Here is a 12505-nt window from a genome sequence, read left to right as displayed (position 1 = left end):
CCGCGGCGGATCAGGCCGCAACGCTGGGCTGCGCCCTACTCTGCGTCAGGCTGGTTCTCGGGCGCCGCGTCCTGGAACGCCTTCAGTTCCTGGCAGGCCGCATCGATGCGCAGCAGCGTGGGAAACGCCGACAGATCGCAATCGAAGCGCCGCGCGTTGAAAATCTGCGGCACCAGGCACAGGTCCGCCAATGTGGGCGTGTCGCCGTGGCAGAAACGGCCCGTTTGCGGCGAGCCGGCCAGCATCTGCTCCAGGCCGCCCAAGCCCACGTCGATCCAGTGGCGGTACCACTCGTTCTTGGCGTCCTCGCCTACCTTCATGTCGTGCTTCAGGTACTTAAGCACGCGCAGGTTGTTCAGCGGATGGATGTCGCAGGCCAGCGTCAGCGCGATGGCGCGCACGCGGGCGCGACCGGCGGCGTCGGACGGCAGCATCGCCGGCTGCGGATGGATCTCGTCCAGGTATTCGATGATGGCCAGCGACTGGCCCAACGTCAGGTCGCCATCGACCAGGGTCGGCACCAGCGCGTTGGGATTGAGCTGGCGGTACGCCGGCGCCAGTTGCTGCCCGCCGTCCTTCAGCAGGTGCACGGGCATGTAGTCGGCGGTCAGGCCCTTCAGGTTCAGGGCGATGCGGACGCGGTAGGCGGCCGAGCTGCGGAAATAACTGTACAGCTGCATGTAGTGTCGTCTCCTCGATGCGCCGCCCCGAGGCGGCGCGATTGGCATGCTGGTCTGCGCCGCGTGGGCCGCGGCGATCGCCTGGCGATCCCGGCCGGCAGGCCCGGGATGCCGTTCCGGGGAATCCGCCCCGAGGATTTCCATCCTCGGGAGGATCTCTTCCAGGAGACTGCCGCAGAAGGATCGTCTCCCGGAAGATCGCCTCCCCCGGTCATTCCATCACTGCCCGGCGGTCGTCGCCTTGCGCGACAGCTCCTTGGGCAACGGGAAGGCCACGTTCTCTTCCAGGCCGGGCATGGTGCGCACGGACACGGCGCCCAGTTCCTTCACGCGCTCGATCACCTGCTGCACCAGCACTTCGGGCGCCGACGCGCCGGCCGTGATGCCGATGCGCTGGCGGCCTTCCAGCCAGGCAGCGTCGATGGCCTCGGCGCCGTCGACCAGATAGGCGGCCGCGCCCAGCCGCTGCGCCACTTCGCGCAGGCGGTTGGAGTTGGAGCTGTTCGGGCTGCCCACCACCAGCACCAGATCGCACTCGGGCGCCATGATCTTGACCGCGTCCTGGCGGTTCTGCGTGGCATAGCAGATGTCGCTTTTCTTGGGCTCGACGATGGTGGGAAAGCGCGCCTTCAGGGCGGCCGCGACCACGGCCGCGTCGTCCACCGACAGCGTGGTCTGGGTGACGTAGGCCATGTTGTCCGGATCGCGCACCCGCAGCGCGGCCACGTCCTCGACCGTCTCGACCAGGTACATGCCGCCGCCTTCGGCCTGGCCCAGCGTGCCCTCGACCTCGGGGTGGCCCTTGTGGCCGATCATGACGATCTCGCGGCCCGCGGCGCGCATCCGCGCGACCTCGATGTGCACCTTGGTGACCAGGGGACACGTGGCGTCGAACACGCGCTGGCCGCGCGACTCGGCCTCGGCGCGCACGGCCTTGGAGACGCCGTGCGCGGAGAACACCACGATGGCGCCGGACGGCGCGTCTTCCAGCTCATCGATGAAGATCGCGCCCTTGGCGCGCAGGTCGGCCACCACGTAGCGGTTGTGCACGATCTCGTGGCGCACGTAGATGGGCGCGCCATGCAGTTCGAGCGCGCGCTCGACGATGTCGATGGCGCGGTCCACGCCGGCGCAGAAGCCGCGCGGCTGGGCCAGCAGGACTTCGGCATCGGCGCGGGTGACGGCGACGGTCTGCATCAGAGGACTCCCAGGATGGCGACGTCGATCCGCAGGGACGCGCCGGCCATCGGATGGTTGAAGTCGAACAGCGCCCAGTCGTCGTTGATCTCTTTCAGGATGCCGGAGTAGCGGCCGCCGTTGGGCGCGGCGAATTCGACCAGGTCGCCCGGCTCGAAGGTGGCGTCGGCGCCGGCGTGCTCTGCCAGCATGCCGCGCGTGACGCGCTGGATGAGCTCGGGGTTGCGCTCGCCATAGGCATCGGCGGGCGCCAGGGTGACGCTGAAGCGCTCGCCCTCGGCGTGGCCCAGCAGCGCGGCTTCCAGGCCGGGGGCCCACTGGCCGCTGCCCATCTGCAGCGTGGCGGGCCGGCCGTCGAAGGTGTCGGCGAACACCGAGCCTTCGGCCGGGCCCGAGGCCAGCACGATGCGGTAATGGAGGGTTAGGTAGGAATCCGGACGGATCAAAGCATTCACTTCGGAAGATGCGGCGTTCAAGATCTGCCACCGTATGGGCAATCGTAAAACACCGATTTTAGAGCCTAATGAGATCCCCACCACGCCCTTGCCGTTTTTCCCCTTGCCGGCCCTCGCGGAGGCTGCCATGAAGCTCGCGGAAAGCATGCCCGAACACGAGCGCCCGAGAGAGCGCCTGCTGCGCCAGGGCGCGGCGGCGCTGCACGATTCCGAGCTGCTGGCGGTGGCGCTGCGCACCGGCGCGCCGGGCCTGAACGCCGTCGAACTGGGCCGCCGGCTGATGGGGCGCTTCGGCGGCCTGCGCGGGCTGTTCCGCGCCACGCCGGCCGAGCTGTGCCAGGAGCCGGGCCTGGGCGCCGCCAAGGCCTGCGCGCTGGCGGCGGTGCTGGAGCTGGCGCGGCGCGCCATCGAGGAAGACCTGGTCGGCCGGCCGTCGATGAACCATCCCGACAACGTCAAGCTGTACTGCCGCACCGCGCTGAGCCACCGCACGGTGGAGCACTGCATCGCCCTGTACCTGGACAACCAGCTGAACCTGATCGCCTGCGGCGAACTGGCGCGCGGCACGCTGGCGCAGGCCTCGGTGTATCCCCGCGAGGTGGTGCGCGAAGCGCTGCGCCATCATGCCGCCGCGCTGATCCTGGCGCACAATCATCCTTCGGGCCTGGCCCAGCCCAGCCCCTCCGACCGCGAACTGACGCTGCGGCTGCGCCAGGCGCTGGCGCTGGTCGACGTGCGGCTGGTGGATCACCTGATCGTGGCAGCGGACCAGGTGGTGTCGATGGCGCAGCTGGGGCTGATGTAGCGCGCGGGAACACGGGTGCGCGCTATCGCACGGGCCGCCGTTGCCGGTATCATGCGAAAAAAGCGGGGCCGGCAAGCCTCCCCCCGCCCTCCATCCAGGACATCCGCCCCTTCCGGTTTCCATGAAGCGCCTCTGGGACATCTCGCCGCAGGTTTCGGCCGACTCGCCGGTGTTCCCCGGCGACACGCCGTATCGCCAGCAATGGAAGTGGACGTTGACGCCGCCGTGCCCCGTCAACGTCAGCGAGATCACGATGTCGCCGCACATCGGCGCGCACGCCGATGCGCCGCTGCACTACCGCAACGGGGCGCCGGCCATCGGCGCGCTGTCGCTCGAACCGTTCCTGGGGCCTTGTCGCGTCATCCATGCCATCGGCCGCGGTCCCCTGATCCTGCCCGAACACCTGCAGCATGCCATCGGCGGACTGCCGCCTCGCGTGCTGGTGCGCACCGCGCAGCATGCCGCCGTGCACTGGTGGACCGACGATTTCTCCGCCTACGCGCCGCAGACCATCGAATGGCTGGCCGAGCGCGGCGTCATGCTGATCGGCTTGGACACCCCCAGCATCGACCCCGCGTCCAGCAAGACCCTGGACAGCCACCACGTCATCCTGCGGCGCGACATGCGCGTCCTGGAAAACCTGCTGCTGGACGACGTGCCGGAAGGCGATTACGAACTGATCGCCCTGCCGCTGGCGCTGGCCCAGGCCGACGCCAGTCCGGTGCGCGCCGTGTTGCGCGCGCTGGACTGATCCGATCTTCCTCAACAGAAGAGGACAGCATGAAAGACAAGACTTCCTGCCTGCGGCAGGACGACGAGGATCGCCTGCGCGGACTGCGCGGCCAGTTCCAGCTGAACGACGACGAGATCTACCTGGACGGCAATTCGCTGGGCGTGCTGCCGCGCGCCACCGCGGCGCGCGTGCAGGAGGCCGTGACGCAGGAGTGGGGCCAGGGCCTGATCCGCAGCTGGAACGACGCCGGCTGGATCGACCTGCCGCAACGGCTGGGCAACAAGATCGCCCGCCTGGTGGGCGCCGGACAGGACGAACTGGTGGTGGCCGACTCGACCTCGGTGAACCTGTTCAAGGTGATGTCCGCGGCGCTGGGCCTGGCGCGGGCCGACGCGCCGGGCCGCACGCGCATCCTCAGCGAACGCAGCAACTTCCCCACCGACCTGTACATCGCCGAGGAGCTGGCGCGCCAGCACGGCATGACGCTGGATCTGCTGGAGCCCGACGAGATCGTGGGCCAACTGGACGAGCGCGTGGCGGTGCTGATGCTGACGCACGTGAACTATCGCACCGGCCGCATGCACGACATGGCGGGCATCACGCGGGCCGCGCACGCGGTGGGCGCGCTGGCCGTCTGGGACCTGGCGCATTCGGCGGGCGCGGTGCCGGTGGACCTGAACGGCGCGCAGGCCGACTTCGCGGTGGGCTGCGGCTACAAGTACTTGAACGGCGGCCCGGGCGCGCCGGCCTTCGTGTGGGCGCATGCGAGCCACGCCGACCGCATGCGGCAACCGCTGTCGGGCTGGATGGGCCACGCGGCGCCGTTCCAGTTCACGCCGGACTACCAGCCCGCGCCGGGCATCGGCCGCTATCTGTGCGGCACGCCCGCGCTGCTGTCGATGACGGCGCTGGAATGCGGCATCGACACCCTGCTGGCCGCCGAGCCGCTGGGCGGCATGCAGGCGCTGCGCGAGAAGTCGGTGGCGCTGACCAGCCTGTTCATCGATCTGGTCGAGGCCCGCTGCGCGGACCACGGCCTGACGCTGGCCAGCCCGCGCGATCCCGCGCAGCGCGGCAGCCAGGTCTGCTTCGCGCGCCAGGAAGGCGCCTACGCCATCGTGCAGGCGCTGATCGAGCGCGGCGTGATCGGCGACTTCCGCGCCCCCGACGTGCTGCGCTTCGGCTTCACGCCGCTGTACACGCGCTATGTAGACGTGTGGGAGGCCGTCGAGCGCCTGCAGCAGGTGCTGGACCAGGGGCTGTGGCGCGAGCCACGCTTCCAGCGCCAGGCCGCCGTGACCTGAGGAGGCCGCCATGACCCGACCGACTTCCGAAGACGTGGTGCGCCAGGAACAGGCCAGGCTGGACTATGCCGGCGACATGACCTATGGCGACTACCTGCACCTGGACGCGCTGCTGGGCGCGCAGCATCCGCTGTCGCCCGAGCACAACGAGATGCTGTTCATCGTCCAGCACCAGACCAGCGAACTCTGGATGAAGCTGATGCTGCACGAACTGCGCGCGGCCATCGACGCCGTGCGCGGCGACCGCCTGCAGCCGGCCTTCAAGATGCTGGCGCGCGTCAGCAAGATCCTCGAACAGCTGGTGCATGCCTGGGACGTGCTGGCCACGATGACGCCGCCCGAGTACTCGGCGCTGCGGCCTTACCTGGCGCGGTCCAGCGGCTTCCAGAGCTACCAGTACCGGCAGATCGAGTTCCTGCTGGGCAACAAGAACGCCGCCATGCTCAAGCCGCATGCGCATCGGCCCGACCTGCTTGCGCAGGTGCGGGCGGCCTACGAGGCGCCATCGCTGTACGACGAGGCCCTGCGCCTGCTGGCCCGGCGCGGCCTGCCGGTGCCGGCCACGCACCTGCAGCGCGACTTCACCCGCCCCTACGAGGCCGACGACGGCGTGCAGGAGGCCTGGCTGGCGGTGTATCGCGCGCCGGACACGTACTGGGACCTGTATCAGCTGGGCGAAAAGCTGACCGACCTGGAGGACGCGTTCCGCCTGTGGCGTTTCCGCCACGTGACCACGGTGGAGCGCGTGATCGGCTTCAAGCGGGGCACGGGCGGCACGTCGGGGGTGGATTACCTGCGGAAAATGATCGAGGTGGTGCTGTTCCCCGAGATCTGGCGGCTGCGCACGGCGCTGTAACGGGCTTGCAGCCCACCCCCGCGCATTGCTAGAATGCCGAGTTACCTTTTTTGGATACGTTGCCGGCCTGTGCTTACCCTGCGGCTTTGCCCGCGGCTTGACACGATGCGCAGGGCCGGCTGGCGACCCACCAACCCTCAGGACTTCGAATCATGAAAGAAGGCATCCACCCCGAATACCGCGACGTGGTGTTCGTCGATCAGCAGACCGGCACCAAGTTCGTCATCCGCTCGACCGTCGGCACCCGTGAAACCATCGAAATGGACGGCAAGACGTACCCGCTGTTCAAGTGCGACGTGACCTCCGAGTCGCACCCCTTCTACACGGGCGCCCAGACCCGCATCGTCGAAACCGGCCGCGTCGAGAAGTTCCGCGCCCGTTTCGCCCGCACCGCCGGCACCGTCAAGTCGGCTTCCTGATCTCGCTGATCCGGATTCCCGACCCGGTCTTCCCGCCCCGCATGGCGCCCCGCGCGCCGTCATGGCGAACCGGCACGAAAAGCAGCCCAGGCGGGCTGCTTTTTTTTCCCCGCGCAGGCGGGTCCGTCCTCATTTTTCATCCCCTGGCCGTCCGCGTCGATTACAGTTAGCTCCGTGTCTCCCATTTCGCGCTCCACTCCCGCCCGCCTGACCGTCCTGGGCGCAGCCAAGCTGCCCCGCCTGGTGCTGCTGGGCCTGTCGCTGGCCTACATCGTGGCAGGCCTGTTCATGCGCGACCCCTGGAAGACGGACGACGCGGTGGGCCTGGCCACCATGCTGACGGCGCTGCGCGAAGGCGGCGCGGCCTGGCTGCTGCCGCAGGTGGGGAACCTGGCGCATGCCGAAGAGGGCCCGCTGCTGACGTGGGTAGGCGCCATCTCGGTCTGGCTGTTCGGGCCCCTGGTGGGCGACATCACCGCGGGACGCCTGCCCAACCTGATGTGGTTCGGCATCACCGCCGCGGGCATCTGGTACGGCACCTACCTGCTGGGCCGCCGCGCCGAGGCGCAGCCGCTGGCCCTGCCGTTCGGCGGCGAGCCCGAGCCGCGCGACTACGGCCGCATGCTGGCCGACGCGGCGCTGCTGATCCTGCTGGCCACGGTCGGCATCCTGCAGCGCATCCACGAGACCTCCGTCGTGCCGCCCATCATGGCCTGCGGCGCGCTGGCGTTTTATTCGCTGGCGCGCATGCTGGACCGACCCGTCACTGGTTCGCTGACGTTGGCGCTGGCACTGGCGGGCAGCTTCCTCACACGCGGCTGGGTCGGCGCCGTGCCCATCATGCTGTCCGCGCTGCTGGCCTTCCATCCGCGCAGCATGCTGTGGCTGCGCGTGCGCTGGCTACCGGTCGTCGTCGCGCTGACCGCCGTCCTGATCCTGGCCTGGTGGATTCCGGCCTCGCACGCCAGCGACTACTGGATCCGCAACTGGAAGGCCTGGAACATCAGTTCGTTCTCGCTGCCGCTGCTGGGCCTGTCCATGCGCACGCTGCGCGACCTGCCCTGGTATCTGTGGCCCGCCTGGCCGCTGGCGCTGCTGGCCATCTGGCGCTGGCGCAGCTGGCTTTATTCGCCGCACATCTGGCTGGCCATGATGCAGGCGCTGTGCGCGCTGCTGCTGCTGTTCTTCCTGGAAGAACCCAGCGACTCCGAATACGTACTGCTGGCGGTGCCCTGCGCCACGCTGGCCGCCTTCTCGCTGCCCACGCTGCGGCGCGGCGTGGTCAACACGCTGGACTGGTTCGCGGTGATGTGCTTTTCGCTGACGCTGGCCACCGCGTGGCTGGGCTGGGTGGCACTGCACTTCGGCTGGCCGCCCAAGATCGCGCACAACATCGCGCGCCAGACCCTGGGCTACGAACCGGTCATGTCCTGGTTCCCCGTGCTGCTGTCGCTGGTCATCACCATCGCCTGGGTGCTGCTGGTGAAGTGGCGCCTGAGCGAACGTCCGGCCGCCCTGTGGCGCGGCACGGTGCTGTCGGCCAGCGGCCTGGCCGCCACCTGGATCCTGCTGGTGCTGCTGTGGCAGCCGGCGGTCGACTACGCGCGCAGCTATCGCACCGTGTCGGGCGAGCTGGCCGCGGCCATGCAGGCCAGCATCCGCCCTGGCGAATGCGTGCGCGGGCTGGGACTGGGCTCGGGCCAGCGGGCCTCGTTCCTGATCTTCGACAACCTGAATTTCCCGTACGACGTGCGTTGCACGCTGGTGCTGCAGCAGACCACCGTCAACAGCCTGCGCGACGGCACGGCGGCGTACAGCGACGAGGACGTCGACGAACTGTGGCGCGGCGGACGCCGGGCCGACCGGCACGAGGTGTTCCGCCTGTTGCGCGTGCCGCCCAGCCGGTGAGCAGTCCCGTGGCGGCAGGCGGTTCCCAGACGGGTTTCGGCGCCACGATGCGCGGCATCGTGCGCCAGGCCTGGCCCGTGCTGGTCAGCCAGTGGGCCGGCATCGCCTTCGGCGTGCTGGACACCGCCATGACCGGCCATGCCAGTGCGCAGGACCTGGCGGCGATGTCGCTGTCGGTCTCGGTGTACATCACCGTCTTCGTCGGCCTGATGGGCGTGGTGCACGCGCTGATCCCGATCCAGGCGCAGCACTTCGGCGCGGGTCGCCATGACGAGGTCGGCCGCGCGTGGGGCCAGGGCATCTGGCTGGCCCTGGGCCTGTCGGTGTTCGGATCGGCGCTGATGCTGTTTCCGGACATGTGGCTGGCGCTGTCGGGCCCCGTGGACGAAGCGGTGCGCGACCGCATGGCCGCGTACCTGCGCGCGCTGGTGGTCGCCCTGCCCGCCTCGCTGATGTTCCGCACGATCTACGCGCTGGGTGCGGCGGTGTCGCGGCCCAAGATCGTCATGACCATCAACCTGGGCGGCATCGCGCTGAAAGCCGTCTGCAACTGGCTGCTGATCTACGGCAAGCTGGGCCTGCCCGCGCTGGGCGCCACCGGGGCCGGCATCGCCACCGCCATCACCTACTGGACCAGCCTGCTGGTGGGGCTGTGGGTGATCCGGCACGATACCTACTACCGCCGCTTCGGCCTGCGGCTGGGCCGGCCGCGATGGCCGCAGCAGAAGGAACTGCTGCGCCTGGGCCTGCCGATGGGCGGGTCGTACCTGGTGGAGGTCTCGGCCTTCACGTTCATGGCGCTGCTGGTGGCGCGGGAAGGCACGCACGTGCTGGGCGGCCACCAGATCATGTCGAACCTGGCCGCGCTGTGCTACATGATGCCGATGGCGCTGGGCGTGGCCACGGGCGCGCTGGCGGCGCAGAGCATTGGCGCGGGCAATCCGCTGCAGGCGCGGCGCACCGGCCTGGCTGGACTGGCGCTGGGCCTGATCGGCGCGCTGCTGACCTCCGCCGTGCTGCTGGTCGGCCGCCAGCCCATCCTGGCCGCCTATACCAGCGACGCGCAGGTGGCCGCGGTGGCGGCCAGCCTGCTGGCCATGATCCCGCTGTTCCATCTGTGCGACTCGATGCAATGCATCAACTCGTACCTGCTGCGCGCCTACAAGGTCGCGGTGGCGCCGCTGCTGCTGCAGGTGCTGGCGCTGGGCATCGTGGGGCTGTTGGGAGGATGGTGGCTGGGCTTCGGTCCGGGCCGCGGCGGGCTGGACTGGCTGCGCCTGGCGATCATGCCGGACTCGCCGCAGGGCGCGGGCACGATGTGGCTGATGGCGATGGTGGGACTGGGGCTGTCGGCCCTGCTGCTGCACGCCTGGTATTGGCGCACGCTGCGCCGGACGATGCCGGTGCATCCGGCCGTACGCTAGTCCCGGGACCGCACGACGGAAAAACCTGCCAGCACATGCGCCGCCCATCGCGAGCGGAGGCGTCCGACCAAGCACACGGCATGCCGGCCCTGCGCGCGGCAATGGCTACCGGCGAAGGTTGCGGACGCAGGACCGGCCTGCCGTGTTCGTGGCATTACTTGGCGGGCATCGTGGCAGGCGCGGGCGCGGCGGCCTTCTTGGCGCCGGACTTGTGCGCGTGAGCCTTGTGCTTGGCCGTCTTGGCGTGGGTGCCGTTGGTGGCCGACGAAGCGGCGAAGGCCGAAGGCGCAGCCGCCAGGCCCAGGCAGAGCGCCGAAGTGGACAGGAACGCGGCAATGCGCGATTGAGTCGTCATGGTGGATACTCCTTCGTTGAGCACACGTCCAGCGGAAGTGCCGTGATGCGTGTGTAGGACGTTGGAGCAGGCGTGCGCCGCGAAGGTTGCGTCATCCGCCGCACTTTTACGCATCGTTGCGACACTGTCGGCAGGCTGACTTTTGCGAAGCTGAACGAGGCGGCCTACGACTCGTAGATCAGCAGCGCCACCGTGGCGAACAGCATGATGGCGAAGGCGGCGCGCAGGCTGCGCTCGGGCAGCCGGTAGGCCAGCCGCACGCCGATCGGCACCAGTCCGAGGCTGCCCAGCGCCAGCGGGATGCCGACCGTCCAGTCGGCCTGCCCGGCCCACGCATAGGTGATCAGCGCGATGGTGGAACCGGGGATGATCATCGACAGCGCCAGCGCCTGCGCGGTGGTCTGCGGCAGGCGGAACACCGTGGTGATGATGGGCACGGCCAGGATGGCGCCGCCCACGCCGAAGAAGCCGCCCAGCGTGCCGGCCACGACGCCCAGCAGCGCCGCGCGCGGCGCGGTGAACGCGGGCGCCGGCGCCCGCGGCGTGGCGGCTGCGGGCGCGGGACGCCCCTTGCGCCACGTCTGGTACAGGTAGAACAGGCCCACGCAGAACAGGAACGCCGCGAAGCTCTGACGCAGCGTACTCGACGGGATGCCCAGCGCCAGCCGCGCGCCCACCCAGGTGAAGGCCACCGCCCCCGCGGCGCCCGCCGCGGCCACGCGCAGGTCGAAGCGGGCATGCTCGTGATACTTGCGCACCGCCACCATGATGGTGGGCAGCACCATGATCAGCGCGGTGCCCTGCGCCTCTTGCTGCGACATGCCCAGCAGCAGGGCCAACGCCGGAATGGCGATCAGTCCGCCGCCGATGCCCAGCACGCCGCCCAGCAAGCCGATGGACGCGCCGCCGGCCAGGCAGGCGGCTACGACGGCGATGCTCACCGCAGTTTTTCCAGTGCGTCTTCGAGGCGCTCGACCGCCCAGATCTCGAGCCCTTCGATGGGCTGGCGCGGCGCGTTGGCCTTGGGGATCAGCGCGATGCCGAAGCCCAGCTTGGCGGCCTCGCGCAGGCGTTCCTGGCCTCGCGGGGCGGGCCGGATCTCGCCGGCCAGGCCGACTTCGCCGAAGGCCACCAGGCCGCGCGGCAGCGGCCGGTCCCGCAGCGACGACATGATGGCCAGCAGGACCGGCAGGTCGGCGGCGGGCTCGGTGATGCGCACGCCGCCCACCGCGTTAACGAACACGTCCTGGTCGAAGGTGGACACGCCCGCATGCCGATGCAGCACGGCCAGCAGCATGGCCAGGCGGTTGCCTTCCAGGCCGACCGTGAGCCGCCGCGGATTGGGCGCGTGCGAGCTGTCGACCAGGGCCTGGATCTCGACCAGCAGCGGCCGGGTGCCCTCTTGCGTGGCCATGACGCACGAGCCCGCCACCTGCTGCGCATGCTGCGACAGGAACAGCGCGGACGGGTTGGCCACGCCGCGCAGGCCGCGGTCGGTCATGGCGAACACGCCCAGCTCGTTGACGGCGCCGAAGCGGTTCTTGAAGGCGCGCACCAGGCGGAACGAGGAATGCGTGTCGCCCTCGAAATACAGCACGGTGTCGACGATGTGCTCGAGCACGCGCGGGCCGGCCAGCGCGCCGTCCTTGGTGACGTGGCCGATCATCACGATGGTGATGCCGGTCTGCTTGGCCAGGCGCGTGAGCTGCGCGGCGCATTCGCGCACCTGCGAGACGGAACCCGGCGCGGCGGTGAGTTCGCCGCTGTACAGCGTCTGGATGGAGTCGATGACGGCCACGGCGGGCTTCTGCTCGGCCACCGCGGCCTGGATGGCCTCGAGCCGGATCTCGGCCAGCAGGTCGACCTGGCCCGTGTGCAGGTCGAGCCGGCGCGCGCGCAACGCCACCTGTTCGGCGGATTCTTCGCCAGTGACGTACAGCACGCGGGTGGTGGCGGACAGCGAGGCCAGCGCCTGCAGCAGCAGCGTGGACTTGCCGATGCCCGGATCGCCGCCGATCAGCACCACGGCGCCCGCCACCAGGCCGCCGCCCAGCACGCGGTCGAACTCGTCCAGGCCGGTGGGCTGGCGCGGGGTCTCGCGCGCCTCGATGTCGGACAGGCTGCGCACGGGCGTGGAGTTGGCCAGCGGCGCATAGCGGTGCGAGGCAGCCGCGGCGGAGGCGGGCTTCTCGACGGTTTCTTCCAGGGAGTTCCACGCTTCGCAATGCGGACAGCGCCCCAGCCACTTGGGAGAGGTGCCGCCGCATTCGGCGCAGACATAGATGGTTCGTGACTTGGCCATGGCGGGATTCTACCGGGGACGGGCGCCCGCGCCGCGGCGGCCCGATACCTTTGCTTGCACATCCGAT

The 12505-nt window shown here is 69.8% G+C and carries 13 protein-coding genes; 7 read left to right on the top strand and 6 right to left on the bottom strand.

What is annotated here, in order from left to right; translation table 11 throughout:
- Nucleotides 1-35 precede the first annotated feature (35 nt).
- The 3 genes from maiA to FS845_RS19505 all read right to left on the bottom strand — a co-directional run bounded on the left by maiA (nt 36) and on the right by FS845_RS19505 (nt 2353).
- On the bottom strand, nt 36-680 hold the full coding sequence (maiA, locus tag FS845_RS19515) for a maleylacetoacetate isomerase (protein ID WP_144638435.1): 645 nt from the start codon (nt 678-680) through the stop codon (nt 36-38).
- A 219-nt stretch (nt 681-899) separates the two neighbouring features.
- Nucleotides 900-1877, bottom strand: a complete 978-nt coding sequence (gene ispH / locus FS845_RS19510) for a 4-hydroxy-3-methylbut-2-enyl diphosphate reductase (protein ID WP_144638433.1) — start codon at nt 1875-1877, stop codon at nt 900-902.
- Nucleotides 1877-2353 (bottom strand): peptidylprolyl isomerase, encoded by a 477-nt coding sequence (locus FS845_RS19505; RefSeq protein ID WP_144638431.1) that lies wholly within the window; start codon nt 2351-2353, stop codon nt 1877-1879. The genes ispH and FS845_RS19505 overlap by 1 nt, the downstream gene beginning before the upstream one ends.
- Nucleotides 2354-2459: 106 nt before the next feature.
- On the opposite strand from FS845_RS19505, the gene radC reads away from it, so the two are divergent.
- The 7 genes from radC (at nt 2460) to FS845_RS19470 (ending at nt 9781) form a co-directional block, all read left to right on the top strand.
- Nucleotides 2460-3137, top strand: a complete 678-nt coding sequence (gene radC, locus FS845_RS19500) for a RadC family protein (RefSeq protein ID WP_144638429.1) — start codon at nt 2460-2462, stop codon at nt 3135-3137.
- A 121-nt stretch (nt 3138-3258) separates the two neighbouring features.
- Nucleotides 3259-3888 carry an arylformamidase gene (gene kynB, locus FS845_RS19495; RefSeq protein WP_144638427.1) on the top strand — a complete coding sequence of 210 codons (630 nt, stop codon included), beginning with the start codon at nt 3259-3261 and terminating at the stop codon, nt 3886-3888.
- A gap of 29 nt (nt 3889-3917) precedes the next feature.
- On the top strand, nt 3918-5174 hold the full coding sequence (gene kynU / locus FS845_RS19490) for a kynureninase (RefSeq protein WP_144638425.1): 1257 nt from the start codon (nt 3918-3920) through the stop codon (nt 5172-5174).
- Between the two features lie 10 nt (nt 5175-5184).
- Nucleotides 5185-6030 carry a tryptophan 2,3-dioxygenase gene (gene kynA, locus FS845_RS19485; protein ID WP_144638423.1) on the top strand — a complete coding sequence of 282 codons (846 nt, stop codon included), beginning with the start codon at nt 5185-5187 and terminating at the stop codon, nt 6028-6030.
- Nucleotides 6031-6182: 152 nt separating this feature from the next.
- Nucleotides 6183-6449: a type B 50S ribosomal protein L31 gene (locus FS845_RS19480; protein ID WP_144638421.1), complete on the top strand. Its 267-nt coding sequence runs from the start codon at nt 6183-6185 to the stop codon at nt 6447-6449.
- 174 nt (nt 6450-6623) lie between these two features.
- Nucleotides 6624-8357, top strand: a complete 1734-nt coding sequence (locus FS845_RS19475; RefSeq protein ID WP_144638419.1) for an ArnT family glycosyltransferase — start codon at nt 6624-6626, stop codon at nt 8355-8357.
- A gap of 47 nt (nt 8358-8404) precedes the next feature.
- Nucleotides 8405-9781, top strand: a complete 1377-nt coding sequence (locus FS845_RS19470; RefSeq protein WP_144638655.1) for an MATE family efflux transporter — start codon at nt 8405-8407, stop codon at nt 9779-9781.
- 154 nt (nt 9782-9935) lie between these two features.
- On the opposite strand, the gene FS845_RS19465 is transcribed toward FS845_RS19470, so the two are convergent.
- The 3 genes from FS845_RS19465 to radA all read right to left on the bottom strand — a co-directional run bounded on the left by FS845_RS19465 (nt 9936) and on the right by radA (nt 12438).
- Nucleotides 9936-10136: a hypothetical protein gene (locus tag FS845_RS19465; RefSeq protein ID WP_144638417.1), complete on the bottom strand. Its 201-nt coding sequence runs from the start codon at nt 10134-10136 to the stop codon at nt 9936-9938.
- A gap of 164 nt (nt 10137-10300) precedes the next feature.
- Nucleotides 10301-11077, bottom strand: a complete 777-nt coding sequence (locus tag FS845_RS19460; protein WP_144638415.1) for a sulfite exporter TauE/SafE family protein — start codon at nt 11075-11077, stop codon at nt 10301-10303.
- Entirely contained in the window at nt 11074-12438 is a 1365-nt protein-coding gene (gene radA, locus FS845_RS19455; protein ID WP_144638413.1) for a DNA repair protein RadA, read from the bottom strand. The genes FS845_RS19460 and radA overlap by 4 nt, the downstream gene beginning before the upstream one ends.
- Nucleotides 12439-12505 lie beyond the last annotated feature (67 nt).

The sequence above is a fragment of the Bordetella genomosp. 13 genome (assembly GCF_007679965.1).
GTDB lineage: Bacteria > Pseudomonadota > Gammaproteobacteria > Burkholderiales > Burkholderiaceae_B > Bordetella.
This window is presented reverse-complemented; position numbering and strand designations above follow the sequence as displayed.

Bases quoted from the DNA above. Each gene is read 5' to 3' on its own strand.
- maiA (WP_144638435.1), bottom strand. From the start codon at position 680: ATGCAGCTGTACAGTTATTTCCGCAGCTCGGCCGCCTACCGCGTCCGC.
- ispH (WP_144638433.1), bottom strand. From the start codon at position 1,877: ATGCAGACCGTCGCCGTCACCCGCGCCGATGCCGAAGTCCTGCTGGCC.
- radC (WP_144638429.1), top strand. From the start codon at position 2,460: ATGAAGCTCGCGGAAAGCATGCCCGAACACGAGCGCCCGAGAGAGCGC.
- kynB (WP_144638427.1), top strand. From the start codon at position 3,259: ATGAAGCGCCTCTGGGACATCTCGCCGCAGGTTTCGGCCGACTCGCCG.
- kynU (WP_144638425.1), top strand. From the start codon at position 3,918: ATGAAAGACAAGACTTCCTGCCTGCGGCAGGACGACGAGGATCGCCTG.
- kynA (WP_144638423.1), top strand. From the start codon at position 5,185: ATGACCCGACCGACTTCCGAAGACGTGGTGCGCCAGGAACAGGCCAGG.
- FS845_RS19480 (WP_144638421.1), top strand. From the start codon at position 6,183: ATGAAAGAAGGCATCCACCCCGAATACCGCGACGTGGTGTTCGTCGAT.
- FS845_RS19470 (WP_144638655.1), top strand. From the start codon at position 8,405: ATGCGCGGCATCGTGCGCCAGGCCTGGCCCGTGCTGGTCAGCCAGTGG.
- FS845_RS19465 (WP_144638417.1), bottom strand. From the start codon at position 10,136: ATGACGACTCAATCGCGCATTGCCGCGTTCCTGTCCACTTCGGCGCTC.
- radA (WP_144638413.1), bottom strand. From the start codon at position 12,438: ATGGCCAAGTCACGAACCATCTATGTCTGCGCCGAATGCGGCGGCACC.